Origin of the sequence: Nocardioides sp. W7, assembly GCF_022919075.1 — a bacterium.
GTDB lineage: Bacteria > Actinomycetota > Actinomycetes > Propionibacteriales > Nocardioidaceae > Nocardioides.
Window position 1 is genome coordinate 57,985 of sequence record NZ_CP095078.1, and the last position, 24,458, is coordinate 82,442.

General features: G+C 69.0%; 38 protein-coding genes. 6 read left to right on the top strand and 32 right to left on the bottom strand.

The window, feature by feature from the left end; all coding sequences use genetic code 11:
• Positions 1 to 73: 73 nt before the first annotated feature.
• From MUB56_RS00285 to rpsJ, 32 genes are all read right to left on the bottom strand, one after another.
• Positions 74 to 1,090, bottom strand: a complete 1,017-nt coding sequence (locus tag MUB56_RS00285; RefSeq protein ID WP_244929931.1) for a DNA-directed RNA polymerase subunit alpha — start codon at positions 1,088 to 1,090, stop codon at positions 74 to 76.
• A 243-nt stretch (positions 1,091 to 1,333) separates the two neighbouring features.
• Positions 1,334 to 1,942, bottom strand: a complete 609-nt coding sequence (gene rpsD, locus MUB56_RS00290) for a 30S ribosomal protein S4 (protein WP_244929932.1) — start codon at positions 1,940 to 1,942, stop codon at positions 1,334 to 1,336.
• Between the two features lie 29 nt (positions 1,943 to 1,971).
• Positions 1,972 to 2,379 carry a 30S ribosomal protein S11 gene (rpsK, locus tag MUB56_RS00295; protein ID WP_090849777.1) on the bottom strand — a complete coding sequence of 136 codons (408 nt, stop codon included), beginning with the start codon at positions 2,377 to 2,379 and terminating at the stop codon, positions 1,972 to 1,974.
• A gap of 65 nt (positions 2,380 to 2,444) precedes the next feature.
• The gene (gene rpsM, locus MUB56_RS00300) at positions 2,445 to 2,819 is read right to left on the bottom strand and encodes a 30S ribosomal protein S13 (protein ID WP_090849774.1); all 375 of its coding nucleotides are present in this window, start codon (positions 2,817 to 2,819) and stop codon (positions 2,445 to 2,447) included.
• 182 nt (positions 2,820 to 3,001) lie between these two features.
• Complete coding sequence (rpmJ, locus tag MUB56_RS00305) at positions 3,002 to 3,115, bottom strand: 50S ribosomal protein L36 (protein WP_028644817.1); 114 nt, start codon at positions 3,113 to 3,115, stop codon at positions 3,002 to 3,004.
• Positions 3,116 to 3,143: 28 nt separating this feature from the next.
• On the bottom strand, positions 3,144 to 3,365 hold the full coding sequence (gene infA, locus MUB56_RS00310) for a translation initiation factor IF-1 (protein WP_026145687.1): 222 nt from the start codon (positions 3,363 to 3,365) through the stop codon (positions 3,144 to 3,146).
• Positions 3,366 to 3,635: 270 nt separating this feature from the next.
• Positions 3,636 to 4,679: an LLM class flavin-dependent oxidoreductase gene (locus MUB56_RS00315; RefSeq protein WP_244929933.1), complete on the bottom strand. Its 1,044-nt coding sequence runs from the start codon at positions 4,677 to 4,679 to the stop codon at positions 3,636 to 3,638.
• A gap of 43 nt (positions 4,680 to 4,722) precedes the next feature.
• Entirely contained in the window at positions 4,723 to 5,715 is a 993-nt protein-coding gene (locus MUB56_RS00320; protein ID WP_244929934.1) for a TerC family protein, read from the bottom strand.
• A gap of 175 nt (positions 5,716 to 5,890) precedes the next feature.
• Positions 5,891 to 6,739, bottom strand: coding sequence for a type I methionyl aminopeptidase (gene map, locus MUB56_RS00325; RefSeq protein ID WP_244929935.1), 849 nt, complete (start codon positions 6,737 to 6,739; stop codon positions 5,891 to 5,893).
• The gene (locus MUB56_RS00330; RefSeq protein ID WP_244929936.1) at positions 6,739 to 7,314 is read right to left on the bottom strand and encodes an adenylate kinase; all 576 of its coding nucleotides are present in this window, start codon (positions 7,312 to 7,314) and stop codon (positions 6,739 to 6,741) included. Before MUB56_RS00330 ends, map begins: the two co-directional genes overlap by 1 nt.
• Complete coding sequence (secY, locus tag MUB56_RS00335; RefSeq protein WP_244929937.1) at positions 7,315 to 8,610, bottom strand: preprotein translocase subunit SecY; 1,296 nt, start codon at positions 8,608 to 8,610, stop codon at positions 7,315 to 7,317.
• A gap of 183 nt (positions 8,611 to 8,793) precedes the next feature.
• On the bottom strand, positions 8,794 to 9,234 hold the full coding sequence (gene rplO, locus MUB56_RS00340; protein ID WP_244929938.1) for a 50S ribosomal protein L15: 441 nt from the start codon (positions 9,232 to 9,234) through the stop codon (positions 8,794 to 8,796).
• Position 9,235: 1 nt separating this feature from the next.
• Positions 9,236 to 9,418, bottom strand: coding sequence for a 50S ribosomal protein L30 (gene rpmD, locus MUB56_RS00345; protein ID WP_182524546.1), 183 nt, complete (start codon positions 9,416 to 9,418; stop codon positions 9,236 to 9,238).
• Positions 9,418 to 10,032, bottom strand: coding sequence for a 30S ribosomal protein S5 (gene rpsE / locus MUB56_RS00350; RefSeq protein WP_244929939.1), 615 nt, complete (start codon positions 10,030 to 10,032; stop codon positions 9,418 to 9,420). The genes rpmD and rpsE overlap by 1 nt, the downstream gene beginning before the upstream one ends.
• 34 nt (positions 10,033 to 10,066) lie before the next feature.
• Positions 10,067 to 10,450 (bottom strand): 50S ribosomal protein L18, encoded by a 384-nt coding sequence (gene rplR / locus MUB56_RS00355; RefSeq protein WP_244929940.1) that lies wholly within the window; start codon positions 10,448 to 10,450, stop codon positions 10,067 to 10,069.
• A gap of 1 nt (position 10,451) precedes the next feature.
• On the bottom strand, positions 10,452 to 10,991 hold the full coding sequence (gene rplF / locus MUB56_RS00360) for a 50S ribosomal protein L6 (protein WP_244929941.1): 540 nt from the start codon (positions 10,989 to 10,991) through the stop codon (positions 10,452 to 10,454).
• 30 nt (positions 10,992 to 11,021) lie between these two features.
• A complete protein-coding gene (rpsH, locus tag MUB56_RS00365; RefSeq protein WP_244929942.1) occupies positions 11,022 to 11,429 on the bottom strand; it encodes a 30S ribosomal protein S8 in 408 nt (135 codons plus the stop codon).
• A gap of 78 nt (positions 11,430 to 11,507) precedes the next feature.
• On the bottom strand, positions 11,508 to 11,693 hold the full coding sequence (locus MUB56_RS00370) for a type Z 30S ribosomal protein S14 (protein WP_244929943.1): 186 nt from the start codon (positions 11,691 to 11,693) through the stop codon (positions 11,508 to 11,510).
• A gap of 1 nt (position 11,694) precedes the next feature.
• A complete protein-coding gene (gene rplE, locus MUB56_RS00375; protein ID WP_244929944.1) occupies positions 11,695 to 12,273 on the bottom strand; it encodes a 50S ribosomal protein L5 in 579 nt (192 codons plus the stop codon).
• Positions 12,273 to 12,635, bottom strand: a complete 363-nt coding sequence (gene rplX / locus MUB56_RS00380; RefSeq protein ID WP_244929945.1) for a 50S ribosomal protein L24 — start codon at positions 12,633 to 12,635, stop codon at positions 12,273 to 12,275. Before rplX ends, rplE begins: the two co-directional genes overlap by 1 nt.
• Complete coding sequence (gene rplN, locus MUB56_RS00385; RefSeq protein WP_090849740.1) at positions 12,635 to 13,003, bottom strand: 50S ribosomal protein L14; 369 nt, start codon at positions 13,001 to 13,003, stop codon at positions 12,635 to 12,637. Before rplN ends, rplX begins: the two co-directional genes overlap by 1 nt.
• 74 nt (positions 13,004 to 13,077) lie before the next feature.
• Positions 13,078 to 13,353: a 30S ribosomal protein S17 gene (gene rpsQ / locus MUB56_RS00390; RefSeq protein ID WP_090849738.1), complete on the bottom strand. Its 276-nt coding sequence runs from the start codon at positions 13,351 to 13,353 to the stop codon at positions 13,078 to 13,080.
• On the bottom strand, positions 13,350 to 13,589 hold the full coding sequence (gene rpmC / locus MUB56_RS00395) for a 50S ribosomal protein L29 (RefSeq protein ID WP_244929946.1): 240 nt from the start codon (positions 13,587 to 13,589) through the stop codon (positions 13,350 to 13,352). The genes rpsQ and rpmC overlap by 4 nt, the downstream gene beginning before the upstream one ends.
• Positions 13,589 to 14,008, bottom strand: a complete 420-nt coding sequence (gene rplP / locus MUB56_RS00400; RefSeq protein WP_244929947.1) for a 50S ribosomal protein L16 — start codon at positions 14,006 to 14,008, stop codon at positions 13,589 to 13,591. Before rplP ends, rpmC begins: the two co-directional genes overlap by 1 nt.
• 3 nt (positions 14,009 to 14,011) lie before the next feature.
• Positions 14,012 to 14,839, bottom strand: a complete 828-nt coding sequence (rpsC, locus tag MUB56_RS00405) for a 30S ribosomal protein S3 (RefSeq protein ID WP_244929948.1) — start codon at positions 14,837 to 14,839, stop codon at positions 14,012 to 14,014.
• Positions 14,839 to 15,264, bottom strand: a complete 426-nt coding sequence (gene rplV, locus MUB56_RS00410; protein WP_244929949.1) for a 50S ribosomal protein L22 — start codon at positions 15,262 to 15,264, stop codon at positions 14,839 to 14,841. The genes rpsC and rplV overlap by 1 nt, the downstream gene beginning before the upstream one ends.
• Positions 15,261 to 15,542: a 30S ribosomal protein S19 gene (gene rpsS / locus MUB56_RS00415; protein ID WP_244929950.1), complete on the bottom strand. Its 282-nt coding sequence runs from the start codon at positions 15,540 to 15,542 to the stop codon at positions 15,261 to 15,263. The genes rplV and rpsS overlap by 4 nt, the downstream gene beginning before the upstream one ends.
• A 16-nt stretch (positions 15,543 to 15,558) precedes the next feature.
• Positions 15,559 to 16,395 (bottom strand): 50S ribosomal protein L2, encoded by an 837-nt coding sequence (rplB, locus tag MUB56_RS00420; protein WP_244929951.1) that lies wholly within the window; start codon positions 16,393 to 16,395, stop codon positions 15,559 to 15,561.
• A gap of 29 nt (positions 16,396 to 16,424) precedes the next feature.
• On the bottom strand, positions 16,425 to 16,730 hold the full coding sequence (gene rplW, locus MUB56_RS00425; RefSeq protein WP_244929952.1) for a 50S ribosomal protein L23: 306 nt from the start codon (positions 16,728 to 16,730) through the stop codon (positions 16,425 to 16,427).
• Positions 16,727 to 17,353: a 50S ribosomal protein L4 gene (rplD, locus tag MUB56_RS00430; RefSeq protein ID WP_244929953.1), complete on the bottom strand. Its 627-nt coding sequence runs from the start codon at positions 17,351 to 17,353 to the stop codon at positions 16,727 to 16,729. Before rplD ends, rplW begins: the two co-directional genes overlap by 4 nt.
• A gap of 2 nt (positions 17,354 to 17,355) precedes the next feature.
• Positions 17,356 to 18,015 (bottom strand): 50S ribosomal protein L3, encoded by a 660-nt coding sequence (rplC, locus tag MUB56_RS00435; RefSeq protein WP_244929954.1) that lies wholly within the window; start codon positions 18,013 to 18,015, stop codon positions 17,356 to 17,358.
• Between the two features lie 11 nt (positions 18,016 to 18,026).
• Complete coding sequence (rpsJ, locus tag MUB56_RS00440; protein WP_008360994.1) at positions 18,027 to 18,335, bottom strand: 30S ribosomal protein S10; 309 nt, start codon at positions 18,333 to 18,335, stop codon at positions 18,027 to 18,029.
• 411 nt (positions 18,336 to 18,746) lie between these two features.
• Here rpsJ and MUB56_RS00445 point away from each other — a divergent pair, with 411 nt between their 5' ends.
• From MUB56_RS00445 to MUB56_RS00470, 6 genes are all read left to right on the top strand, one after another.
• On the top strand, positions 18,747 to 19,238 hold the full coding sequence (locus tag MUB56_RS00445) for a carboxymuconolactone decarboxylase family protein (RefSeq protein ID WP_244929955.1): 492 nt from the start codon (positions 18,747 to 18,749) through the stop codon (positions 19,236 to 19,238).
• A 68-nt stretch (positions 19,239 to 19,306) separates the two neighbouring features.
• Positions 19,307 to 20,413, top strand: coding sequence for a hypothetical protein (locus tag MUB56_RS00450; RefSeq protein WP_244929956.1), 1,107 nt, complete (start codon positions 19,307 to 19,309; stop codon positions 20,411 to 20,413).
• The gene (locus MUB56_RS00455) at positions 20,410 to 21,030 is read left to right on the top strand and encodes a DUF4129 domain-containing protein (RefSeq protein ID WP_244929957.1); all 621 of its coding nucleotides are present in this window, start codon (positions 20,410 to 20,412) and stop codon (positions 21,028 to 21,030) included. The genes MUB56_RS00450 and MUB56_RS00455 overlap by 4 nt, the downstream gene beginning before the upstream one ends.
• Positions 21,027 to 22,145 carry a DUF4350 domain-containing protein gene (locus tag MUB56_RS00460; protein ID WP_244929958.1) on the top strand — a complete coding sequence of 373 codons (1,119 nt, stop codon included), beginning with the start codon at positions 21,027 to 21,029 and terminating at the stop codon, positions 22,143 to 22,145. The genes MUB56_RS00455 and MUB56_RS00460 overlap by 4 nt, the downstream gene beginning before the upstream one ends.
• A gap of 8 nt (positions 22,146 to 22,153) precedes the next feature.
• Positions 22,154 to 23,134, top strand: a complete 981-nt coding sequence (locus tag MUB56_RS00465) for a MoxR family ATPase (protein ID WP_244929959.1) — start codon at positions 22,154 to 22,156, stop codon at positions 23,132 to 23,134.
• Positions 23,135 to 23,137: 3 nt separating this feature from the next.
• A complete protein-coding gene (locus MUB56_RS00470; protein WP_244929960.1) occupies positions 23,138 to 24,430 on the top strand; it encodes a DUF58 domain-containing protein in 1,293 nt (430 codons plus the stop codon).
• Positions 24,431 to 24,458: the final 28 nt, after the last annotated feature.

Sequence of the window (24,458 nt, forward strand, 5' to 3'; positions counted from 1 at the left end):
GCCCGAGCGGACGTCAACCGCGAGCGCGGCAGCGCGGGCGCGACGAAGGAGCGACGCGCTCGCGCCATTCAACTCAGTACTGCTCGTCCTCGACGAACGCGTCGTCGTCGTCGTCGCCGTACGCCGCCAGGGCCGCGTGCGGGTCGAAGCCGGGCGCGCTGTCCTTGAGGGACAGACCCATCTCGACCAGCTTGGCCTTGACCTCGTCGATCGACTTCGCACCGAAGTTGCGGATGTCGAGCAGGTCCTGCTCCGAGCGGCTGATGAGCTCACCCACGGTGTGGATGCCCTCGCGCTTGAGGCAGTTGTAGGAGCGGACGGTCAGCTGCAGGTCCTCGACCGGGAGGGCGAGGTCGGCAGCCAGCTGCTCGTCGACGGGCGACGGGCCGATGTCGATGCCCTCGGCCTCGACGTTCAGCTCGCGTGCGAGACCGAACAGCTCGACCAGGGTCTTGCCGGCCGAGGCGATCGCGTCGCGGGGACGGATCGACGGCTTGGTCTCGACGTCGATGACCAGCTTGTCGAAGTCCGTGCGCTGCTCGACACGGGTGGCCTCGACCTTGTAGGTGACCTTGAGGACCGGGCTGTAGATCGAGTCGACCGGCATCCGGCCGATCTCGTTGTCCGCGCCCTTGTTCTGCACGGCCGAGACGTAGCCGCGGCCGCGCTCGACGACGAGCTCCATCTCCAGCTTGCCCTTGTCGGACAGGGTGGCGAGCTTCAGCTCGGGGTTGTGCACCTCCACGCCGGCAGGCGGCGTGATGTCGGCGCCGGTGACGTCACCGGCACCCGACTTGCGCAGGTACATCGTCACGGGCTCGTCGTGCTCGGAGGAGACGACGAGGCCCTTCAGGTTGAGGATGACCTCGGTGATGTCCTCCTTGACCCCCTCGATCGTCGAGAACTCGTGGAGGACACCGTCGACCTTGATGCTCGTGACCGAGGCACCGGGGATCGACGACAGGAGGGTACGACGCAGCGAGTTGCCGAGCGTGTAGCCGAAACCGGGCTCCAGCGGCTCGATGACGAACCGCGAGCGGAACTCGTCGACGGACTCTTCCGACAGGGTGGGGCGCTGTGCGATGAGCACTGATTCTTTCCTTTCCGGGCCCACCCGCTATTTGACGGGCCCGAACATACGAGGACGTGGTCCTCGGGTTGACGAGGGACGGTGCTGCTGTGCCAACCGGCCCCGCCTGCGGGCCCACCCACGGACCCGGAGGTCTGGGGGCGGAGCCCCCAGTGGGGGTCCTCGCTGGTGGCTCCACCGAGGACTGGGGGTCTGGGGGCGGAGCCCCCAGCGGGGGTACACGGGGGCGGAGCCCCCGTGCGGTTACTTCTTCGAGTAGAACTCGACGATGAGCTGCTCCTGGACCGGGAGGTCGATCTGCGCCCGGGTCGGGACCTGGTGCACGAGCACGCGCATCCGGTTCGGGAGCGACTCCAGCCAAGCCGGGACGATCCGCTCGCCGTGGGTCTCGCGAGCCACGATGAACGGGGTCATCTCCAGGGACTTCTCGCGCACGTCGATGATGTCGTGCGCGGTGACCTGGAACGACGGGATGTCGACCTTCTTGCCGTTGACCAGGAAGTGTCCGTGGGACACGAGCTGGCGGGCGTGGCGCCGAGTCCGGGCGAAGCCGGCGCGGTACACCACGTTGTCGAGACGGCACTCGAGGAGCTGCAGCAGGTTGTCACCGGTCTTGCCGGTACGACGCGATGCCTCGACGTAGTAGTTGTGGAACTGCTTCTCGAGGATGCCGTAGGTGAAGCGAGCCTTCTGCTTCTCCTGCAGCTGCGAGCGGTACTCGCTCTCCTTGATGCGCGCGCGGCCGTGCTGGCCGGGGGCGTAGGGACGACGCTCGAACGCGGCGTCACCACCGACGAGGTCGACGCCCAGGCGGCGCGACTTGCGGGTCATGGGGCCGGTGTAACGGGCCATTACGTAAGTCTCCTATTCCGTTCGGGCGATCAGACGCGGCGGCGCTTGGGCGGGCGGCAGCCGTTGTGGGGCGTGGGCGTGACGTCCTGGATGGTGCCGACCTCGAGGCCGATCGCACCCAGGGACCGGATCGCCGTCTCGCGACCCGAACCCGGGCCCTTGACGAAGACGTCGATCTTCTTCATGCCGTGCTCCATCGCCCGGCGTCCGGCGGCCTCGGCGGCCATCTGCGCGGCGAACGGGGTGGACTTGCGCGAGCCCTTGAAACCGACGGTGCCGGCCGAGGCCCACGAGATGACCGCCCCGGTGGGGTCGGTGATCGTGACGATCGTGTTGTTGAACGTGCTCTTGATGTGGGCTTCGCCCTGAGCGACGTTCTTCTTCTCCTTGCGACGCACCTTCTTGGCGCCGGCCGCAGTGCGGCTCTTGGGAGGCATGCAGTTATCTCCTGAGGTTCTGGTCTGAAAGCTCGGTGGACGAGGATCCGCGCATCAGCGCAGGATCACTTCGCCTTCTTCTTGCCGGCAACCGTGCGCTTGGGACCCTTGCGGGTGCGCGCGTTGGTCTTGGTGCGCTGACCGCGGACCGGGAGGCCCATGCGGTGGCGGCGACCCTGGTAGCTGCCGATCTCGATCTTGCGGCGGATGTCAGCCTGAACCTCGCGACGGAGGTCACCCTCGATCTTGAAGTTGGCTTCGATCTCGTCACGGAGCTTGACCAGCTCCTCGTCGCCCAGCTGGTGGACGCGGAGGTCGGGGCTGACCCCGGTGGCCTCCAGCAGCTGCTGGGCGCGGGTACGGCCGATGCCGTAGATGTAAGTAAGTGCAATCTCGATGCGCTTGTCGCGCGGGAGGTCCACACCAACGAGGCGTGCCATGTTGGCCCTTTCGCGAAGGCTTCAGCCTTCTGATGTTCACAACGGTTTCGTTCGTGTCGCGTCCTGGGGTGCAGGCTCCGGCCGCTGCTCCGGAGGTGATTCGCCGGTCCTGTCTCCAGGGCCCGGCTAAGCGATCACGTTGAGGTGTGTTCAGTTGTGGTGGAGCGGGTGCTGCACTCTGCTCAGCCCTGGCGCTGCTTGTGGCGCGGGTTCTCGCAGATCACCATGACGCGGCCGTGGCGACGGATCACCTTGCACTTGTCACAGATGGCCTTGACGCTGGGCTTGACCTTCACGAGGAGGTCCTTTCAGATGCTCGGCTGGCTACTTGTAGCGGTAGACGATCCGACCTCGTGTGAGGTCGTACGGCGAAAGCTCCACCACCACGCGGTCCTCGGGGAGGATCCGGATGTAGTGCTGGCGCATCTTGCCGCTGATGTGGGCGAGCACCTTGTGGCCATTGCTCAGCTCGACGCGGAACATGGCATTCGGAAGGGCTTCCGTAATGGTGCCCTCGAGCTCGATCACGCCTTCTTTCTTCGGCATGTCCTCCACAATCTGTCGCATCGATGTCTACCGTTTGCTGCACCGGAACCGGCACGGACCGGTCTCGGCTGGCCCGGGAACCTCCGTCCGCAAGCGGACGGTGGACCTCGTGCAGCCACCCCCTGAGCCTCTTCCCAGGCACGCAGCGAGCCGCTCTTCCGAGCCGATCGCTGGTGTTCCGGGCAGCCGCGAGGCACCACAGGGCAGACCCACGTTGGGCCGACACGCCAGTTTAGTCAAACCCTGACGAGAAACACGAATTGACCGAGCCTACCCGGCCAGCAGGCGCAGGGTCTCCTCGCGCGCCGGGCTGTTGGCGGGCTCCGTCCCGACCGACGCACCGGCGACCGGGTTGACCATCACCTCGTCGACGCCGTACGTCGCCGCGAGCACGGCCACCTGCGCGCGAGCCTCCTCGGCCCCGCCGACCACCCAGCGGCCCGCCATCTTCTCGACCAGGTCGCGCTGGGGTTCGGCGAGCTCGACCTTCTCGGCCTCCTCGACCGACAGCTGCGGCCCGAGCGGCTGGCCGGTGCGCAGCGCCAGCATCATCAGCAGCTGGGGCAGCGATCGGCGCCGCGCCTCGTCGGCGTCCGCGGCGACCGAGGCGTTGACCGTCAGGAAGGTCCGCGGCTCCGCCAGCTCGGGCGAGGGCCGGAAGGTCGCGCGGTAGAGCTCGAGCGCCTCGGCGGTGCCGCTGCCGGAGAAGTGGTGCGCGAAGACGTACGGCATCCCCTTCTCGGCCGCCAGCCGCGCGGAGTAGTCCGAGGAGCCGAGCAGCCAGATCTGGGGCACCGAGGTAGCGACCGGCGTCGCCCGCAGCACGTGGGTCCGGCCCTGCACGGCCAGCCCGACACCGTCGGCGTCCATCATCGCCAGCACGTTCTCGACGTACTCCGGGAAGCGACTGACCGCCTCGTCGGTGACCCCGCCGGCGCCGTGCCGCAGCGCCCAGCCCGTCACCGGGTCGGTGCCGGGTGCCCGACCGATCCCGAGGTCGATGCGCCCGGGGAAGGCCGCCTCCAGCAGCGCGAACTGCTCGGCCACCACCAGCGGCGCGTGGTTGGGCAGCATCACCCCGCCGGAGCCGACCCTCACGTGACGGGTCGCGCCGGCGATCATCGCGATCAGCACGGGCGGGTTGGTGGCCGCGACAGCCGGCATGTTGTGGTGCTCGGCCACCCAGTACCTGCGGTAGCCCTGCTCGTCGGCGACCCGCGCGAGCGCCAGCGTCGCCGCGAGCGCGTCGCCGGTGCTCTGGTCGTGACGGACCGGCACGAGGTCCAGGACGGAGAGGGTCGGGAAGTCACTCATCGACTCCCCCAACCCCCTCCGGTCCAGGGCTATTCCGGGGCGCTCAGGCCGAGGCCGGGTCGTTCTCGCGGTCCTTCTTGTCCTTGGCCAGGCTCGCCACCGTGGTGATGACCAGGGTCACGATGATGACGCCGAGACTGAACAGCGAGGTGATGTCCGGTACGTCGAAGTGCTCGCCGCCGTTGAGGAACTCCAGCTCGTTCAGGTGCATCGCGTGCAGGACCAGCTTCACGCCGATGAACGCCAGGATGAAGGCCAGACCCAGCGACAGGTAGACCAGGCGCTCCAGCAGCCCACCGAGCAGGAAGTAGAGCTGCCGCAGCCCCATCAGCGCGAAGACGTTGGCCGTGAAGACGAGGTACGGCTCCTGGGTGATGCCGAAGATGGCCGGGATCGAGTCCAGCGCGAACAGCAGGTCCGTGGTGCCGAGCGCGATGATCACGATCAGCATCGGCGAGACGACCCGCGATCCGTTCTCCGTGTACCAGAGCTTCAGGCCGTCGAACCGCTCCCCCACGTTGAGGTGCCGCTGGGCGAACTGCACGATCTTGTTGTCCTCGGGGTGCTCCTCCTCGTGGCTGCGGTAGGACTTCACGAGGGTGGCCGCGGTGTAGACCAGGAACGCGCCGAAGATGTAGAAGACCCAGCTGAAGTTGTTGATCAACTGGTAGCCGAGGGCGATGAAGATCCCGCGGAAGACCAGGGCCAGGATGATGCCCACCATCAGGGCCTCCTGCTGGTACTCGCGGGGCACCTTCAGCGCGGCCATCAAGATGATGAACACGAACAGGTTGTCGATCGAGAGGCTGTACTCGGTCAGCCAGCCGGCATAGAACTCGATGCCGTAGTCATGGCCGTGGAACAGCAGCACCCAGACGCCGAACGCGACCGCGGCACCGACGTACACGCTCAGCGCGGTCGCGCACTCGCGCAGCGAGGGCTCGTGCGGGTCGCGAGCGATCATGACGACGTCGAACAGCAGCACGGCCACGGTGACGGCGATCGTGATGCCCCATTCGAGGGCGGATACGTCCACAGGGTTCCTCCTGGGTCAGGAAACGGCGATGCGCCTGAGGTCTCTTCCACCGCCGATGCGGCCCACGACCCCGGACCGGCTGCTGAGCCGGACGTGCTGACGAGGCCGCGGCGAAGGAATACTCCCCTCCTGCGGCGCACATCCTTGCACGCCGACCACCGTCCCGACGAAGCGGTCAGTCCTTGGTACCCGTCCGGCCCCCGAAGGGAACGCCCAGCGAGGTCAGCATCTCCTCGCCACCGTCGAGGGCGGTGAGCACCCAGGTGCCGGTGTCGGTCAGCACGAAGGTGTGCTCGAAGTGCGCGGCCCAGCTGCCGTCGGTGGTCACGACGGTCCAGTCGTCGTCGAGGACGTCGGTCTGCTTCCCGCCGAGGGTGATCATCGGCTCGACGGCGAGGGCCAGACCCTGCACCAGTCGGGGGCCACGTCCGGCCTTGCCGAAGTTCGGGACGTTCGGCGGCAGGTGCATCTGGGTGCCGATGCCGTGCCCGACGTAGTCCTCGAGGATGCCGTAGGAGCCGGCTCCGCGGACCTGAGTCTCGACCGCGTGGGAGATGTCGGTGACCCGGCCACCCACCCGGGCGGCGCCGATACCGCGCCACATCGCCGCCTCGGTGGCCCGCATCAGGTCGCTGACCTCGGCCGGCACCTCACCGACCGCGACCGTGATCGCGGCGTCGCCGTGCCAACCCTGCCCAGCATCGTCCGCGACGATCGCGCCGCAGTCGATCGAGATCACGTCGCCGGGCTGCAGGACCCGGTCGCCGGGGATGCCGTGCACGACCTCGTCGTTGACCGAGGCGCAGATCGACGCGGGGAAGCCGTGGTAGCCGAGGAACGACGGGGTGGCACCCGAGGAGCGGATGCTCTCCTCGGCGATCGCGTCGAGCTCGCCGGTGCTGATCCCGGGGCGTACGGCGCCGCGCAACAGCTCCAGGGTGCGACCGACGACCAGGCCGGCTCGGCGCATGTCGTCGACCTGGGCCGGGGTCTTGATCTCCAGGCCGCGGTCCAGAAAACCCATCAGCTCTCAGGGAGTACGTCGAGAGCGTCGAAGATGCGCTTGGTGACGTCGTCGACCTCGCCCATCCCGTCGATCTCGACGAGCAGCCCACGCTCCCGGTAGACCTCGATCAGCGGCTCCGTCTGCTCGACGTAGAGCTCCTGACGGCGCCGGATGACGTCCTCGGTGTCATCGGTGCGGCCCTCGACCTGGGCCCGCTGCAGCAGCCGGCTGACGATCTCGTCCTGGTCCACGGTCAGCACCACGACGGCGTCGAGGGCGTGGCCGGTGAACTTGATCATCCCGTCCAGCTCCTCGACCTGCGCGAGGGTGCGGGGGTAGCCGTCCAGCAGGAAGCCGGGCTCGGCGTCCTTCTCGTCGATCCGGTTACGGACCATGTGGTTGGTGACCTCGTCGGGGACGTACTCACCGGCGTCCATGAACCGCTTGGCCTCCAGGCCCAGCGGGGTGCCCTCGGACACGTTGGAACGGAAGATGTCGCCGGTCGAGACCGCGGGGATCCCGAAGTGGTCCGCAATGAACTTGGCCTGGGTGCCCTTACCCGCTCCCGGGGGGCCCATGATGATCAGTCGCATTTAGCCGAGGAATCCTTCGTAGTTGCGCTGCTGGAGTTGGCTCTCGATCTGCTTCACCGTGTCGAGCGCGACGCCCACCATGATCAGGATGGACGTGCCGCCGAAGGGGAAGTTCTGGTTCGCGTCGATGAGAACCAGGGCGATCAACGGGATCAGCGAGATGAGCCCGAGATAGAGCGCGCCCGGCAGAGTAATGCGGGACAGGACGTAGGACAGGTAGTCCTCGGTCGGCTTGCCCGCCCGGATTCCGGGGATGAAGCCGCCGTACTTCTTCATGTTGTCGGCCACCTCTTGCGGGTTGAAGGTGATCGACACGTAGAAGTAGGTGAAGAAGATGATCATCAGGAAGAACACCGCCATGTACAGCGGGTGCGATCCGTCGACGAAGTAGTCGTTGAGGAAGCCGACCCAGCCCGAGCTGCTCGTGTTGTTGAACTGCACGGCCATGGCCGGCAGGTAGAGCAGCGACGAGGCGAAGATGACCGGGATGATGCCGGCCTGGTTCACCTTCAGCGGGATGTAGGTCGAGCTGCCGCCGAACATCTTGCGGCCGACCATCCGGCGGGCGTACTGGACCGGGATCCGGCGCTGCGCCTGCTCGATGAAGATGACCGCGGCGACGATGACCAGACCGATGGCCATCACGACGCCGAAGGTCCACCAGCCCTGCGACTTCTGCACGGCCCAGAGCGCCGTCGGGAAGGTCGCGACGACCTGGGTGAAGATCAGGATCGACATCCCGTTGCCGACGCCGCGGTCCGTGATCAGCTCACCGAGCCACATGATCACGGCGGTGCCGGCGGTCATGGTGATCACCAGGACCAGGAAGGTCGCCGTGCCGTCGTCGTGCAGCAGTGGCTGGTTGCAGTTCTGGAGCAGGTTGCCCGAGCGGGCCAGCGCCACGATGCCCGTCGCCTGCAGCAGCGCGAGGCCGAGCGTGAGGTAGCGGGTGTACTGGGTGATCTTCGTCTGGCCCGCCTGGCCCTCCTTCTTCAGCGCTTCGAGCCGTGGGATGACCACGACGAGCAGCTGCAGAATGATGCTGGCGGTGATGTACGGCATGATGCCGAGCGCGAAGATCGTCAGCTGGAGCAGTGCTCCACCCGAGAAGAGATTGATCAGGCTGTAGAGGCTCGAGTCCTCCAGCTGATTGAGGCACGTGTCGACATTGGCGACGTGCACTCCAGGAGCGGGGATCTGGGAACCGGCACGGAAGATCACAATGATCAGCAGGACGAACAGCAGCTTGCGCCGCAGGTCCGGGGTCCGGAAAGCGTTGGCGAACGCGCCTAGCACGAGACGATCCTCTTTCTCCCAGCAGAAAATCAGGGGTCTCCGCAGACGGCGTCCAGAAACCCCGGAGAGCCTAACAGGGCACGGGCACCGTCACGGATTTGGTACCAAAGAGGCACCGGATGACGGCAAAAGGCGCGGCCCGGCTGCGCAGTGCAGCCGTGCCGCGCCCTTCATGACAACGACTCAGACGAGGGTGGTGGTTCCACCCGCGGCCTCGATCTTCTCCTTGGCGGAGCCCGAGACCGCCTGGACGCTGACGTCGACCTTCACGGACAGGTCGCCCTGGCCGAGGATCTTGACCGGCTGGCCCTTGCGGACCGCGCCACGCGCCACGAGCTCCTCGACGGTGACGTTGCCACCCTCGGGGAACAGTGCGCTGATCTTGTCGAGGTTGACGACCTGGAACTCCACCTTGAAGGGGTTCTTGAACCCCTTCAGCTTGGGGAGCCGCATGTGAATCGGCATCTGGCCACCCTCGAAGGCGACCGGAACCTGGTAACGGGCCTTGGTTCCCTTGGTACCGCGACCGGACGTCTTGCCCTTCGAGCCCTCACCGCGACCCACACGGGTCTTCGCGGTCTTGGCTCCGGGCGCCGGGCGCAGGTGGTGCAGCTTGAGCGTCATGTCACTCCACCTCCTCGACCGTCACCAGGTGACGGACGGTGTTGACCATGCCGCGGATCTCCGGCCGGTCCTCCTTGACGACGACGTCGCCGATGCGCTTGAGACCGAGCGTGCGCAGGGTCTCGCGCTGGTTCTTCTTCAGGCCGACGAGACCGCGGTCCTGACGCACCTTCAGCTGGGCCATCAGGAGGCACCCCCCGCAGGGGCGACGACCTCGGCGCGCGCCCTGAGCAGGGCGGCCGGGGCGACGTCCTCGACGGGCAGGCCGCGACGGGCCGCAACGGCCTCGGGCTCCTCCAGCATGCGCAGCGCCTCGACGGTCGCGTGCACGATGTTGATCTGGTTCGACGACCCGAGGGACTTGCTCAGGATGTCGTGGATGCCGGCGCACTCGAGAACCGCGCGCACCGGACCACCGGCGATCACACCGGTACCAGGAGCGGCCGGGCGCAGCATGACCACGCCGGCGGCCTTCTCACCCTGGACCGGGTGCGGGATCGTGCCCTGGACGCGGGGAACGCGGAAGAAGCTCTTCTTCGCCTCCTCGACGCCCTTGGCGATCGCCGCCGGGACTTCCTTGGCCTTGCCGTAGCCGACACCGACCATGCCGTCACCGTCACCGACGACGACGAGGGCGGTGAAGCTGAAGCGTCGACCACCCTTCACGACCTTGGCGACACGGTTGATCGCAACGACGCGCTCGATGTAGGCGGTCTTGTCAGCACCCTGGCCGCCGCGACGGTCATCGCGACCCCCCTGGCGCCCGCCGCCGCGCTGTCCGCGCTGGGCTCCGCTCATGAGACTGTTCCTCTTCTCTTTCTGGCTCTTGCGATCAGAAGGTCAGGCCGCCCGAGCGGGCGCCGTCCGCCAGGGCCGCGACGCGACCGTGGTACTTGTTCCCGGCACGGTCGAAGACCACGCCGTCGATCCCGGCAGCCTTGGCGCGCTCGGCCACGAGCTCGCCGACGCGCTTCGCCTTGGCGGTCTTGTCGCCATCGGTGGAGCGCAGGTCGGCCTCCATGGTGGAGGCGTAGGCCAGCGTCTTCCCGACCAGGTCGTCAACGACCTGGACGGTGATGTGCTTCGAGCTCCGGGTCACGACGAGACGCGGACGCTCGGCGGTGCCGTTGACCTTCTTGCGGCCCCGCACCTGACGGCGCAGGCGCGCACGGACGCGGGACGCGGTGTGCTTGTTGTTCTTCAGCGAGATCGCCATGTTACTTACCGGCCTTTCCGACCTTGCGGCGGATGTGCTCGCCGGAGTAACGCACGCCCTTGCCCTTGTAGGGCTCCGGCTTGCGCAGCTTGCGGATCTTGGCGGCAACCTCGCCGACCAGCTGCTTGTCGATGCCGATGACACCGAGCTTCGTGGGGCTCTCGACGGCGAAGGTGATGCCCTCGGGCGCGTCGAAGATGATCGAGTGGGAGTAGCCGAGCTGGAACTCCAGCTGGGTGGGACCCTTGGACAGGACGCGGTAGCCGACGCCGACGATCTCGAGCTTCTTCTCGTAACCGTCGGTCACGCCCACGACCATGTTGTTGACCAGCGTGCGGGTCAGGCCGTGAAGCGACTTGCTGATGCGCTCTTCGTCGGGACGCTTGACGTCGAGGACGCCATCGGACTTCTCGACGGTGATCGGGGAGGCCACGGTGTGGGACAGGGTGCCCTTCGGGCCCTTGACCGTCACCAGCTGGCCGTCGATCGCCACGTCGACGCCCGAGGGCACCGCGACGGGGAGCTTGCCAATACGCGACATGCTGTTGTTACTCCTTCGCAGTTCTCGTCGTCACCAGACGTAGGCGAGGACTTCCCCACCCACGCCCTTCTGGTTGGCCTGTCGGTCGGTCAGCAGGCCCTGGCTGGTCGAGATGATCGCGACCCCCAGCCCGCCGAGCACCTTCGGGAGACCCGTGTGCTTGGCGTAGACCCGCAGGCCCGGCTTGCTGATGCGGCGCACACCGGCGATGGAACGCTCGCGGTTGCGGCCGTACTTCAAGGTGATGGTCAGCGTCTTGCCGACCTCGCCCTCGGAAGGCTCCGCCACGTCGTACGACGTGATGTAGCCCTCCTGCTTCAGGATGTCGGCGACACCCTGCTTGAGCTTGCTGTACGGCATGGAAACCGCGTCGTGGTACGCCTGGTTGGCGTTGCGCAGACGAGTGAGCATGTCTGCGATCGGGTCAGTCATCGTCATGGAAGGTCGTTCTCTCTCTTCTGTGGTTTCGCGCGTCTCGCTGGACGTGCGACCTTCAGCGGTCGTGGGTCCTGGAACTCACCAGGAGGACTTGGTGACGCCGGGCAGCTCGCCGCGGTGCGCCATCTCGCGCAGGCAGATGCGGCACAGGCCGAACTTGCGGTAAACGGCCTTGGGCCGGCCGCAGCGCTGGCAGCGGGTGTAACCACGCACCGCGAACTTCGGCTTCTTCGCGGCCTTGACCCTCAGAGCGGTCTTCGCCATGTCAGTTCTCCTTGAACGGGAAGCCGAGCTGCTTGAGCAGCGCGCGGCCCTGGTCGTCGTTGGTGGCCGTGGTCACGATGGTGATGTCCATGCCGCGCGACCGGTCGATCTTGTCCTGGTCGATCTCGTGGAACATCACCTGCTCGGTCAGACCGAAGGTGTAGTTGCCACGGCCGTCGAACTGACCCGGGTTCAGACCGCGGAAGTCACGGATCCGGGGCAGGGCCAGGGACAGCAGGCGGTCCAGGAACTCCCACATCCGGTCGCCGCGCAGCGTGGTGTGCGCACCGATCGGCATGCCCTCGCGGAGCTTGAACTGCGCGATGGACTTGCGGGCCTTGGTCACCAGCGGCTTCTGGCCGGTGATCGCGGTGAGGTCCTTGACCGCACCGTCGATCAGCTTCGAGTCGCGAGCCGCCTCGCCGACGCCCATGTTGACCACGATCTTCACCAGACCGGGGACCTGCATGACGTTGGGGATGTCGAACTCGGACTTCAGCGCGGGGAGGATCTCCTCGCGGTAGCGGGTCTTCAGACGCGGGGTGACGGCCGCGGAGGCGGTGGTCTGGGTCTCGGTCATCAGATTTCCTTGCCGGTCTTGCGCGAGATGCGGACGCTGCGCGTCGCGGAGTACGTCGAGCCGTCGGGGCGCCGCTTGGTGACCTCGTCACGGCGGAAGCCGATCCGGGTCACGCCGTCGCCCTCGACGAGCATCACGTTGGACACGTGGATCGGCGCCTCGGCGGTGATGATGCCACCGGTGGTGCCGGCGCGACCGCCCTGGTTGACGACCTTGGTGTGCCGCTTGACGCGGTTGACACCCTCGACGATCACCCGGTTGTCCTCGCGGAGCACCTGGATGACCTTGCCCTCGGCGCCCTTGTCCTTGCCCGCGATCACCTTGACGGTGTCGCCCTTCTTGATGTTCAGCGACTTGGTCATCACAGCACCTCCGGGGCGAGCGAGATGATCTTCATGAACTTCTTCTCGCGCAGCTCGCGGCCCACCGGGCCGAAGATGCGGGTGCCTCGCGGCTCGCCGTCGTTCTTGAGGATGACGGCGGCGTTCTCGTCGAAACGGATGTACGAACCGTCGGCGCGGCGGCGCTCCTTGACGGTGCGCACGATGACGGCCTTGACGACGTCACCCTTCTTGACGTTGCCACCGGGGATCGCGTCCTTCACGGTGGCGACGATGACGTCGCCGATACCGGCGTAGCGACGACCCGAGCCTCCGAGAACACGGATGCAAAGGATCTCCTTCGCACCGGTGTTGTCGGCGACCTTGAGTCGCGACTCCTGCTGGATCATGAGTTTCTCTCCTGGTTGTCGTGCCGGTTCTCAGCGACTCGTGGACGCGGAGCCTGGCCGAACGGGTGGGGTTGTTACTTGGCCTTCTCGATGACCTGGACGACGCGCCAGCGCTTGGTGGCCGACAGCGGGCGGGTCTCCATCAGGAGGACCCGGTCGCCGATGCCGCACTCGTTGGCCTCGTCGTGCGCCTTGAGCTTGCTCGTGCGGCGCAGGACCTTGCCGTACAGCGCGTGCTTCACACGGTCCTCGACGGACACGACGACGGTCTTGTCCATCTTGTCGCTGACGACCAGGCCCTCACGGACCTTCCGCGCGTTGCGCTCGGTGGTCGGGGTCTGCTCGCTCATGCGGCACCATCCTCGTCGTTCGAGCCCGGCGCGGTCCGGATGCCGAGCTCGCGCTCACGCACCACGGTGTAGATCCGGGCGATGTCCTTCTTGACCGTGCGGAGCCGGCCGTGGCTCTCCAGCTGGCCGGTGGCCGCCTGGAAGCGGAGGTTGAAGAGCTCCTCCTTGGCCTCGCGCAGCTTGGACTCGAGGTCGATGTCGTTCATCTCATCGAGCTCGTGAGCGGTGGTAGCCATCAGAATTCACCTGCCTCACGGGTGATGAACCGGCACTTCATGGGGAGCTTGTGCATCGCGCGGCGCATGGCCTCGCGGGCAGTGACCTCGTCCACGCCGGAAAGTTCGAACATGACACGGCCGGGCTTGACGTTCGCGACCCACCACTCGGGCGAGCCCTTACCGGAACCCATCCGGGTCTCGGCGGGCTTCTTGGTCAGCGGGCGGTCGGGGTAGATGTTGATCCACACCTTGCCGCCACGCTTGATGTGGCGGGTCATCGCGATACGCGCCGACTCGATCTGGCGGTTGGTCACGTAGTGACCCTCGAGCGCCTGGATGCCGAAGTCGCCGAAGGCGAGCTTCGTGCCACCCTTGGCAGCACCGGTCCGCTTGGGGTGGTGCTGCTTGCGGTGCTTGACACGACGGGGCATCAGCATGGGTCAGCCCTCCTGGGGGGTCTCGGCCGGAGCAGCAGCGGCTTCGGCCGGTGCGTCGGCGGCGGGGGCGCCGTCGCGGTCCGAGCGCGTCGGCCGGTCGCCGCGGGTCCCGCGGGTCGGTCGGTCGCTCCCGCGCTGCGGGCGGCTGCCGCCGCGACCGGGGACACCGGCGCGCGCAGCGGCCTGGGCCTGACGCTCGGCACGGGTGCCGGCGACCTCGCCCTTGTAGATCCAGACCTTCACGCCGATGCGGCCGAAGGTCGTCTTGGCCTCGTAGAAGCCGTAGTCGATGTCCGCACGCAGGGTGTGCAGCGGCACGCGACCCTCGCGGTAGAACTCGGTACGCGACATCTCGGCGCCGTTGAGGCGGCCGGAGCACTGGATCCGGATGCCCTTGGCACCGGAGCGCATCGAGGTCTGCATGGCCTTGCGCATCGCGCGGCGGAACTGAACCCGGCCGGCGAGCTGCTCGGCGACACCCTGGGCGACCAGCTGCGCGTCGATCTCGGGGTTCTTGACCTCGAGGATGTTCAGCTGCACCTGCTTGCCGGTGAGCTTCTCCAGCTCGGTGCGGATCCGGTCGGCCTCGGCGCCGCGGCGACCGATGACGATGCCGGGACGCGCGGTGTGGATGTCGACGCGGACCCGCTCGCGGGTGCGCTCGATCTCCACCTTCGAGATGCCGGCCCGCTCCATGCCCTTGCCGAGAAGCTTGCGGATCGCGACGTCCTCGCCGACGTAGGCCTTGTAGAGCTTGTCGGCGTACCACCGCGACTTGTGATCGGTGGAGATGCCGAGGCGGAACCCGTTCGGGTTGATCTTCTGGCCCATCAGGCCTTCCGTCCCTTCTTCTCAGCGACCACGGTCGCCGGCTGCACCACCAGCGTGATGTGGCTGGTGCGCTTGTTGATGCGGGTCGCGCGGCCCTGGGCCCGGGGGCGCCAGCGCTTCATCGTCGGACCCTCGTCGACCCGGGCGACGGAGACGACCAGGTCGCCGCCGTCGAGGCCCTCGGTCGTCGTCGCGTTGGCGACGGCGCTCTCCAGGACCTTGTAGACGGTCTCGGAGGCCGCCTGCGGCGCGAACTGCAGGAGCGAGAGGGCCTGGTCCACGGGCATGCCGCGGACCATGTCGACGACGCGACGGGCCTTCATGGGGGTGATCCGCACGAAGCGGGCGGTCGCGAAGGAACCCGGCTCGTCACCGAGCAGCGACTCGCGGCGGGCGCTGGTGCGCTGGCGCTCAGTGGTGCTCATCGGCGACGTCCCTTCCGGTCTTCCTTCACGTGCCCGCGGTACGTGCGGGTGGGGGCGAACTCGCCCAGCTTGTGGCCGACCATCGAGTCGCTCACGAAGACCGGGACGTGCTTGCGGCCGTCGTGCACGGCGATGGTGTGACCGATCATGTCCGGCACGATCATCGAACGGCGCGACCAGGTCTTGATGACGTTGTGGGAGCCCTTGGCGTTCTCCGCGTCCACCTTCTTCTGGAGGTGGTCGTCGACGAACGGGCCCTTCTTCAGGCTGCGAGGCATCTGTCTGTCTTCCCTATCAGCGCTTGTTCTTGCCGGACTTGCGACGGCGAATGATCTGGGAGTCGCTGGCCTTGCGCTTGCGCGTACGGCCCTCGGGCTTGCCCCAGGGGGACACCGGGTGACGACCACCCGAGGTCTTGCCCTCGCCACCACCGTGCGGGTGGTCGACCGGGTTCATGACGACACCGCGGACGGTCGGGCGCTTGCCCTTCCAGCGCATCCGGCCGGCCTTGCCCCAGTTGATGTTCGACTGCTCGGCGTTGCCGACCTCGCCGATCGTGGCGCGGCAGCGCACGTCGACGAAGCGCATCTCGCCCGAGGGCAGACGCAGCGTCGCGCGGCTGCCCTCACGGGCGACCAGCTGGGCGCTGTTGCCGGCCGAGCGGGCCATCTTGGCCCCGCCGCCCGGACGCAGCTCCACGCAGTGGATCGTCGAACCGACGGGGATGTTGCGCAGCGGCAGGTTGTTGCCCGGCTTGATGTCGGCGTTGGGGCCCGACTCGACCGGCGTGCCCTGCTCCAGGCCCTTCGGCGCGACGATGTAGCGCTTCTCGCCGTCGGCGTAGTGCAGGAGCGCGATGCGCGCAGTGCGGTTGGGGTCGTACTCGATGTGAGCGACCTTGGCCGGAACGCCGTCCTTGTCGTAGCGACGGAAGTCGATGATGCGGTAGGCACGCTTGTGACCGCCGCCCTGGTGCCGGGTGGTGATCCGGCCCTGGTTGTTGCGGCCGCCCTTCTTGGGCAGCGGACGCGTCAGCGACTTCTCCGGCGTGGTCCGGGTGATCTCGACGAAGTCGGCCACCGAGGAGCCACGACGGCCCGGGGTGGTCGGCTTGTACTTGCGGATAGCCATATCTGTATTTCCTCGTTATCCAGGCCCGGTCAGGAGACCGGACCTCCGAAGATGTCGATGCGGTGGCCCTCGGAGAGAGAGACGATCGCGCGCTTGGTGTCCTTGCGCTTGCCCAGGCCGTTCTTGGTCCGCCGCGTCTTGCCCTTGCGGTTGATCGTGTTGACCGAGGTGACCTTGACCCCGAAGACCTTCTCGACCGCGATCTTGATCTCGGTCTTGTTGGCGTCCGGACGCACGATGAACGTGTACTTGTTGGCGTCGAGGAGGCTGTAGCTCTTCTCGGACACGACCGGCGCGATCAGGATGTCGCGGTGGTCCTTGTGCAGGGTGCTCACTTGGAGGCCTCCTTGGCGGTGCCGCTCACGAACGCGTCGTACGCGCCCTTGCTGAAGACGATGTCGTCAGCCGCGAGCACGTCGTACGTGTTCAGCTGGTCGACAGCCACCAGGTGAACCTCCTGCGCGTTGCGCAGCGAGAGCCAGGCGACGGTGTCGGCGCGCTCCAGAACGATCAGGAAGTTCGTCCGGTCGGCGAGAGCGGCCAGCGAGGCCAGGGCGGCCTTCGTCGACGGCGACTCACCTGCGACGAGGCCGTCCACGACGTGGATGCGCTCGTTGCGGGCCCGGTCGGAGAGGGCACCGCGCAGGGCGGCGGCCTTCATCTTCTTGGGGGTGCGCTGGTCGTAGTTGCGCGGCTGCGGGCCGTGGACGACGCCACCGCCGGCGAACTGCGGCGCGCGGGTCGAGCCCTGACGGGCGCGGCCGGTGCCCTTCTGCTTGTAAGGCTTGCGTCCACCACCGCGCACCTCGGCGCGCGTCTTGGTGGAGTGCGTGCCCTGACGAGCAGCGGCCTGCTGGGCCACGACGACCTGGTGGATCAGCGGCACGTTGACGGCCACGTCGAAGATCTCGGCGGGCAGTTCGACCTTGACGGTCTTCGCGGTGCTCTTGGTAGCCATGCTCAGGCCTCCTGAGTCTTCTTGGCGGCCGAGCGCAGGACCACGAGACCACCCTTAGGGCCGGGAACGGCACCCTTGAGGAGGATCAGGCCCTTCTCGACGTCGACGGCGTGCACGGTGATGTTCTGGGTGGTGACGGTGTCGCTACCCATCCGACCGGCCATGCGAGTGCCCTTGAAAACACGGCCCGGCGTGGCGCAGGCGCCGATCGACCCGGGCTTGCGGTGGTTGCGGTGGGCGCCGTGGGAGGCGGAGACGCCATGGAAGCCGTGCAGCTTCATGACGCCGGCGAAGCCCTTGCCCTTGCTGGTGCCGGTCACGTCGATCTCCTCGCCAGCGGCGAAGGTGTCGACGGGCAGCTCCTGGCCCACGGTGAACTCGGTCGCCGACGTCGTGCGGATCTCGACGACGTGGCGGCGCGGAGTGGTGCCGGCCTTCTCGAAGTGACCGGCCCGCGGCTTGTTCACCTTGCGGCCCTCGATCTCACCGAAGCCGACCTGGATGGCGTTGTAGCCGTCCACCTCGGGGGTGCGGACCTGGGTCACGACATTGGTGGCGGCGGCGATCACGGTCACCGGGACGATGCGGTTGTTCTCGTCCCACAGTTGGGTCATGCCGAGCTTGGTGCCCAGCAGCCCCTTCACGTTGCGTTCGAAAGTCATGTCCTCAGACCTCAGAGCTTGATCTCGATGTCGACGCCGGCAGGCAGGTCGAGCCGCATGAGCGAGTCGACGGTCTTCGGCGTGGGGTCGATGATGTCGATGAGGCGCTTGTGGGTGCGCATCTCGAAGTGCTCGCGGGAGTCCTTGTACTTGTGGGGCGAGCGGATGACGCAGTACACGTTCTTCTCGGTCGGCAGCGGCACCGGGCCGGCGACCTTGGCACCCGTGCGGGTGACCGTGTCCACGATCTTGCGCGCCGAGGTGTCGATCACCTCGTGGTCATAGGCCTTGAGCCTGATGCGGATCTTCTGTCCCGCCATAGGTCTCTCTCGTCCTTACTTCTCAGCTGCCGCGTGCGTGTCCAGGACGTCCTCCGGCTGAGTAGGTCCCGCCCTGTTGCTCACCACCCTCACTCCGACCCCCGCGGTCGGGCGTGTCGCGGCCCGGAGGCGCAACACAGGACCAGGATCCTGAGCTTGGTTCGTGTGGCTCCCGACGGTTCGTCGAGATATCGGGTCTCCCCTCTGCATCACTGCAGAGCCGGTGCGGACGCACACCTGACCACCGAAGATCTCCAAAATGGAGAGGGAGACGCGATTCAGGAGTCAAGATGTGCCGCACCCCGGTGACCCACCGGAGCAACCGGACTATCTTGGCAGACATCGCAGGCAGCGCCAAATCCAGCGGCGCACGTCGCTGACCACGGCCCACACGACGACGAAAGTGACCCGATGATCATCGACATTCCCGAGGGCGCGGACCCGATCATGCACGTGTGGGGCCGGATGGTCCCCGGCATCGGACCGGCCGCGGCGGCGTTCTCGCAGAGCGTCTACGAGCACGGCACCCTCGAGCTGACGGCCTTCGAGGCCGCCCGGCTCCGCATCGCCCAGATCAACGGCTGCCTGTTCTGCCAGGACTGGCGCACCGAGCGCGACGGCGTCAAGGTCGAGGACGGCTTCGCCGACGCGGTCAGCGCCTGGCGCACCAGCCCCGCCCTCGACGAACGGGCCCGGCTCGCCGCCGAGTACGCCGAGCGGTACGCGCTCGACCACCACGGACTCGATGACGACTTCTGGACCCGGATGAAGGCCGCCTACACCGACCCCGAGATCGTCGAGCTGTCGATGTGCCTCGGGTCGTGGATCGCCTTCGGCCGGCTCAACCGGGTGCTCGGTCTCGATGAGGCCTGCGTGCTGCCCGACCACCTGTCGCGGCGCTGACCCCGGGATCGGGCCCGCCTGACAGGATGGGCGCGCCGGGGCGGGATCTGAGCGGGACGGGAGAGCAGATGTCGGGCTACGAGGGCTATCCCCCGCCGGGGTCTCCGCCGCCGTCGCCGTCACCGCCGCCACCGGGGTGGCAGCAGCCGCCGCCCGGGTGGCAGCAGCCGCCGGCGTACCAGCCCTTCCCCGGGCCGGCGCCCGGCATGCTCGGCGCGGCGCACAAACCGGGCGCGATCCCGCTGCGCCCGCTCGGCCTCGGCGACCTGTACGACGGCGCGTTCCGGATCATCCGCTACAACCCGAAGGCCACCGCGGGCGTGGCCGTGCTGGTCACGGCGGCCAGCACGGTGCTGACCCTGCTGACGGTCGCCGGGCTGCTGGCGCTCGGCGCGGAGTTCACCCAGACCGCCGACTTCTCCGAGAGCGACAGCCTCTCGGTGAGCGACGTCTTCGGCGGCGGGGCCGCGCTGTTCTCCACCCTCGTCCTGCCCACGCTGCTGCAGTTCCTCGGCACCCTGCTGGTCTCCGGGATGGTCGTCCACGTCGTGATGGCCGCGGCGGTCGGACGGCGGCTCGCGATCGGGGAGGCGTGGCGGGCCACGCACGGGAAGCGCTGGCGGCTGATCGGCCTCACCCTGCTGCTCGGGCTGCTCACCATGCTGCTGGTCGCGGCGTACGTCGTCCTGTTCGCGGTCGTCATCGTGGTGATCGACGACCTGCTCGTCGGCGTCGTCTTCGGCCTGGTGACGGTGCCGCTGTTCGTGGCCGGACTGTGCTGGTTCTGGGTGCGGGTGTACTACCTGCCGGTGCCCGTCCTGATGCTGGAGGACGTCGGCGTCCTCGGCGCGATCCGTCGCGGCTACGGGCTGACCCGCCGGGCCTTCTGGCGCACCTTCGGGATCGCGCTGCTCACCCTGCTGCTGCAGTTGGTGGCGGCGTCGCTGTTGAGCGTGCCCTTCGCCATCGCCGGCGAGGTTCTCGTGTCCTTCGTGGACGGGTCGGCCGGGGTGCTGGGGCTGGAGGCCATGACCGGTCTCGGCACCATCGTCGCGTCGGCCTTCGTCACCCCGTTCGTGGCCGCGGTCACGGCCCTGCAGTACATCGACCTGCGGATGCGCAAGGAGGCCTTCGACGTCGAGCTGCTGACGAGGGCAGGGATCATCGAGTCGTGAGCCCGCTGCTCCCGGCATGGCTCGCGGACCCGCCCCTGGTCCCCTCCCCCGACGACGCCCGCTCCCGGGTGCGCCGGGAGCTGCTGAAACCGGAGTACCACGACCAGGACGTGCTCGGGCGCTTCGCCACCTGGGTCGGGCGGTGGCTGGACCGCACCCTCGGCGCCGCCGAGGGCATCGCGCCGCTCAGCGCCGCCGCCGCGATCCTCGTCGCGGTGGTACTCGTGGTCGGCATCGGGATGCTGCTCTCGCGGTTCCGGTCCGTGCCGCGGGCTCCGGAGGCGGGCGGCGTCCTCACCGAGGAGGTCGTCACCGCGGCCGAGCTCCGGCAGCGGGCCCGGGCCGCCCTGGCCGAGGAGCGCTACGAGGACGCTGTCGTCGAGGGCTTCCGGGCCCTCACCGTCGCGCAGGTCGAGCGTGGCCGCCTCGAGGACCGGCCCGGCGCGACCGCGCACGAGGTCGCCGCCGCGCTGGCGGCCGACCACCCCGGGCTGCGCGACCGGGTCGCTGCGTGCGCGCTCCTCTTCGATCTCGTCCGGTACGGCGAGCGAGCGGCCACCCGCGAGCAGGCGGCCGGCGTACTCGCCCTCGACGACGAGCTGGTGGGCGTCCGGTGAGCACCCTCCTCGCGGCCGGTCGACGACACCGGTCGACCCTGGTGATCGCCGTCGGCCTGCTGATCGCCGTCGCCCTCGTGGTCCTGCTCCAGGGGCGGGCCCGGACGGTCGAGCCGCTGGACCCCGACAACCCCGGGCCGGAGGGCGCCCGGGCCGTGGCGCGGGTGCTGGCCGACGAGGGGGTCGAGCTCAGCGTCGCGCGTGGGGCCGACGCCCTGGAGGACGTGGTGGTCGCCGGGGCCACGGTGCTCGTCGCCCGGCCCGAACTGCTCGGCACCTCGACCGTCGCCCGACTCCTCGACCACGGCTCGGCCGCGACCCGGATCGTCGTCGCCGGCGGGTCGCCGGGCACGGCCGAGGCGTTCGGGATCACCGCGCCGCCTTCGTCGGTGGACCTCGGGGACGGCCGGGACGCAGGCTGCTCCGATCCGCTGGTGCAGGACCTGAGGATCGTCGTCGACCGCGCGCTGGAGTACCCCGGCAAGGGTTGCTTCGCCGGACCGGGCGGTGCGCTGCTGGTCGACGGCCCGCGCAACCTGGTGCTGCTGGGCGCCGACGAGGCGCTGACCAACGACCAGGTGCTCCGGGGCGACAACGCCGCGCTCGCGCTGCGGCTGCTCGGGCAGGACGAGCGGCTGGTCTGGTACGTCCCCGACCTCACCGACCTGACCGGCGACGACGGCGTCAGCGCCGCGACGCTGGTCCCCCGCTGGATCCGGCCCGGGCTGGTGCTGCTGGTCCTCGTCCTCGGGGCCATGATGCTGTGGCGCGGCCGTCGGCTCGGCCCGCTCTCCGTCGAACCGCTGCCGGTCGTCGTCACCGCGGCCGAGACCACCCGCAGCCAGGGCCGCCTCTACCGCCGCAGCGGCGACCGGGGGCACGCCGCGGCAGCGCTGCGGGCCGCGTCGCAGGACCGGCTGGCCGAGCGGCTGGCCCTCGGGGCCGGCGTACCTCTCGAGGAGCTGGTGCGCGCCGTCTCGGCCCGCACCGGCAGACCCGAGCACGAGGTGCACGCCCTGCTCTCCCCCGCCGCCGCGGCGCCGGCGCACGACAAGGACCTGATCACCCTGGCCACGACGCTGGCCGCACTCGAAGAAGAGGTGCCTCTGCAATGACCGAGCACATGACCGAGACCCCCGCCGGTCCGATCGACGACGCCCGGGTCCGCGAGCGGCTCGTCGCCGTCCGGACCGAGGTCGCGAAGGCCGTCGTGGGCCAGGACGCGGCGGTGTCGGGGCTGCTCGTCGCGCTGCTGTGCGGTGGCCACGTGCTGATGGAGGGCGTCCCGGGCACCGCCAAGACGCTGCTGGTGCGCAGCCTGGCGAGCTCGCTCGACGTCGACACCCGGCGGGTGCAGTTCACCCCCGACCTGATGCCCGGCGACATCACCGGGTCGATGGTCATCGACTCCCACGCCGGCGAGCTCAGCTTCCGGGGCGGCCCGGTCTTCACCAACCTGCTGATCGCCGACGAGATCAACCGGACCCCGCCGAAGACCCAGTCGGCGCTGCTGGAGGCGATGGAGGAGGGCCAGGTCTCCGTCGACGGCGTCTCCCACCGGCTCCCGCGCCCGTTCCTGGTCGCGGCCACCCAGAACCCGGTCGAGTACGAAGGCACCTACCCGCTGCCCGAGGCGCAGCTGGACCGGTTCCTGCTGAAGGTCGTGCTGCCGATCCCGCAGCGGTCCGAGGAGCTGGAGATCCTGCGCCGGCACGCGGAGGGCTTCGATCCGCGCGACGTCGCGGCGGCCGGGGTCACGGCCGTCGCGGGCCCGGACGACATCGCCGCGGGCCAAGCCGCCGTACGCCGCGTGCAGGTCTCGCCGGAGGTCGCCGGCTACATCGTCGACATCGCCCGCGCGACCCGCGCGTCGCCGTCGCTCAGCCTCGGCGTGAGCCCGCGCGGTGCGACGGCGCTACTGCGCGCCGCCCGGGCCTGGGCCTGGCTGACCGGCCGCGACTTCGTGACCCCCGACGACGTCAAGGCGCTCGCGCACGCCACCCTCGTGCACCGGCTCGCGCTGCGCCCCGAGGCGGAGCTCGAAGGGGTCGACGTCGCCCAGGTCCTGGCCTCCGCGCTCGGCTCCGTCCCGGTCCCCCGCTAGCGCGTGGCCATCTCCGGCCGCGTGCCGCTGCTCCTGCTGCTGGGCCTGGTCCCGGTGGTGCTGCGACCCGCCACCAGCACGGTGTGGCTCTGGTTCGCCGCGGTCGCCCTGGTCGCCGCCCTCGACGTGCTGCTCGCCCCGTCACCGGCTCGGCTGCGGTTCGAGCGCCGTCCCACGGGCGCCGTACGCACGGGCGAGCCCGCGGAGTCACAGCTGCGGGTCACCTCGGCGGCAACCCGCCGGGTCCGGGCCCTGGTCCGCGACGCCTGGCAGCCGACGGCCGGGGCGAGCGGCAACCGGCACCGGGTCACGCTCGGCCCGGGCGAGAGCACCGTGCTGCGCACCCCGCTGCTCCCCCGCCGGCGCGGCGACCTGCGCGCTCTCGGGGTGACCGTCCGCACCCGCGGCCCGCTCGGGCTGGCCTCGCGGCAGGCGACCGTCGAGGTGCCCGGCCACGTGCGGGCCCTGCCCGCCTTCCCCTCCCGGCGACACCTGCCCTCGCGGCTGGCCCGGCTGCGCGAGCTGGACGGTCGCGCCTCGGTCCGGGTGCGCGGGCAGGGCACCGAGTTCGACTCGCTGCGCGAGTACGTCCGCGGCGACGACGTCCGCTCCATCGACTGGCGCGCCTCGGCCCGCAACCGCAACGTCGTCGTCCGCACCTGGCAGCCCGAGCGGGACCGCCGGGTCGTGCTGGTCCTCGACACCTCGCGGACCTCGGCCGGCCGGGTCGCCGACGTGCCCCGTCTCGACTCCGCCATGGACGCCACCCTGCTGCTCGCCGCGCTCGCGGCCCGCGCGGGCGACCGGGTCGACTTCGTCGCCGGGGACCGGCGGGTGCGCGCGCGGCTCCGCTCGACCGGCTCCCGCGACGTCGCCGCCCGCCTCCAGGACGTGATGGCCGACCTCGACCCGGTGATCGCCGAGGCGGACTGGGCCTCGCTCGCGGGCGCCGTGACCGCCCTCGGACGCCAGCGCGCCCTGGTCGTGCTGCTCACCCCGCTCGAGCCCGCCGCCGTCGAGGAGGGGCTGCTGCCCGTGCTGCCCACCCTGACCCGCCACCACCGGGTGGTGGTCGCCTCGGTGCGCGACCCCGAGCTGGAGGAGCTCGCGGGTCGTCATACCTCTCTCGACGAGGTGTACGGCGCCGCCGCGGCCGAGCAGGCCCTGCGCCGCCGGCGCGCCACCGCCGACCTGCTCCGCACCCTGGGCGTCGAGGTGGTCGACGCCGACGCCGACAAGCTGCCGCCCGCGCTGGCCGATCACTACCTGTCGCTGAAGGCGCGAGGGCTGTTGTAGGGGTTGCTGTCCGACGTGTGGGCCGAGA

Coding starts and splice junctions, on each gene's coding strand:
- rpsD (WP_244929932.1), bottom strand. CDS start 1,942: ATGGCCCGTTACACCGGCCCCATGACCCGCAAGTCGCGCCGCCTGGGC.
- rpsK (WP_090849777.1), bottom strand. CDS start 2,379: ATGCCTCCCAAGAGCCGCACTGCGGCCGGCGCCAAGAAGGTGCGTCGC.
- rpsM (WP_090849774.1), bottom strand. CDS start 2,819: ATGGCACGCCTCGTTGGTGTGGACCTCCCGCGCGACAAGCGCATCGAG.
- infA (WP_026145687.1), bottom strand. CDS start 3,365: ATGCCGAAGAAAGAAGGCGTGATCGAGCTCGAGGGCACCATTACGGAA.
- MUB56_RS00315 (WP_244929933.1), bottom strand. CDS start 4,679: ATGAGTGACTTCCCGACCCTCTCCGTCCTGGACCTCGTGCCGGTCCGT.
- map (WP_244929935.1), bottom strand. CDS start 6,739: ATGGGTTTTCTGGACCGCGGCCTGGAGATCAAGACCCCGGCCCAGGTC.
- MUB56_RS00330 (WP_244929936.1), bottom strand. CDS start 7,314: ATGCGACTGATCATCATGGGCCCCCCGGGAGCGGGTAAGGGCACCCAG.
- rplO (WP_244929938.1), bottom strand. CDS start 9,234: ATGACGCTCAAGCTGCACCACCTGCGCCCGGCGCCCGGAGCCAAGACC.
- rpmD (WP_182524546.1), bottom strand. CDS start 9,418: ATGGCCCAGCTGAAGGTGCGTCAGGACCGCGGTCTCGTCGGCCTGAAG.
- rpsE (WP_244929939.1), bottom strand. CDS start 10,032: ATGAGCGGAGCCCAGCGCGGACAGCGCGGCGGCGGGCGCCAGGGGGGT.
- rplR (WP_244929940.1), bottom strand. CDS start 10,450: ATGGCGATCTCGCTGAAGAACAACAAGCACACCGCGTCCCGCGTCCGT.
- rplF (WP_244929941.1), bottom strand. CDS start 10,991: ATGTCGCGTATTGGCAAGCTCCCCGTCGCGGTGCCCTCGGGCGTCGAC.
- rpsH (WP_244929942.1), bottom strand. CDS start 11,429: ATGACGATGACTGACCCGATCGCAGACATGCTCACTCGTCTGCGCAAC.
- MUB56_RS00370 (WP_244929943.1), bottom strand. CDS start 11,693: ATGGCGAAGACCGCTCTGAGGGTCAAGGCCGCGAAGAAGCCGAAGTTC.
- rplE (WP_244929944.1), bottom strand. CDS start 12,273: ATGACCGAGACCCAGACCACCGCCTCCGCGGCCGTCACCCCGCGTCTG.
- rplX (WP_244929945.1), bottom strand. CDS start 12,635: ATGACCAAGTCGCTGAACATCAAGAAGGGCGACACCGTCAAGGTGATC.
- rplN (WP_090849740.1), bottom strand. CDS start 13,003: ATGATCCAGCAGGAGTCGCGACTCAAGGTCGCCGACAACACCGGTGCG.
- rpsQ (WP_090849738.1), bottom strand. CDS start 13,353: ATGAGCGAGCAGACCCCGACCACCGAGCGCAACGCGCGGAAGGTCCGT.
- rpmC (WP_244929946.1), bottom strand. CDS start 13,589: ATGGCTACCACCGCTCACGAGCTCGATGAGATGAACGACATCGACCTC.
- rplP (WP_244929947.1), bottom strand. CDS start 14,008: ATGCTGATGCCCCGTCGTGTCAAGCACCGCAAGCAGCACCACCCCAAG.
- rpsC (WP_244929948.1), bottom strand. CDS start 14,839: ATGGGCCAGAAGATCAACCCGAACGGGTTCCGCCTCGGCATCTCCACC.
- rplV (WP_244929949.1), bottom strand. CDS start 15,264: ATGAGCACCACTGAGCGCCAGCGCACCAGCGCCCGCCGCGAGTCGCTG.
- rpsS (WP_244929950.1), bottom strand. CDS start 15,542: ATGCCTCGCAGCCTGAAGAAGGGCCCGTTCGTCGACGACCACCTCCAG.
- rplB (WP_244929951.1), bottom strand. CDS start 16,395: ATGGCTATCCGCAAGTACAAGCCGACCACCCCGGGCCGTCGTGGCTCC.
- rplD (WP_244929953.1), bottom strand. CDS start 17,353: ATGGCTACCAAGAGCACCGCGAAGACCGTCAAGGTCGAACTGCCCGCC.
- rplC (WP_244929954.1), bottom strand. CDS start 18,015: ATGACTTTCGAACGCAACGTGAAGGGGCTGCTGGGCACCAAGCTCGGC.
- rpsJ (WP_008360994.1), bottom strand. CDS start 18,335: ATGGCGGGACAGAAGATCCGCATCAGGCTCAAGGCCTATGACCACGAG.
- MUB56_RS00445 (WP_244929955.1), top strand. CDS start 18,747: ATGATCATCGACATTCCCGAGGGCGCGGACCCGATCATGCACGTGTGG.
- MUB56_RS00450 (WP_244929956.1), top strand. CDS start 19,307: ATGTCGGGCTACGAGGGCTATCCCCCGCCGGGGTCTCCGCCGCCGTCG.
- MUB56_RS00465 (WP_244929959.1), top strand. CDS start 22,154: ATGACCGAGACCCCCGCCGGTCCGATCGACGACGCCCGGGTCCGCGAG.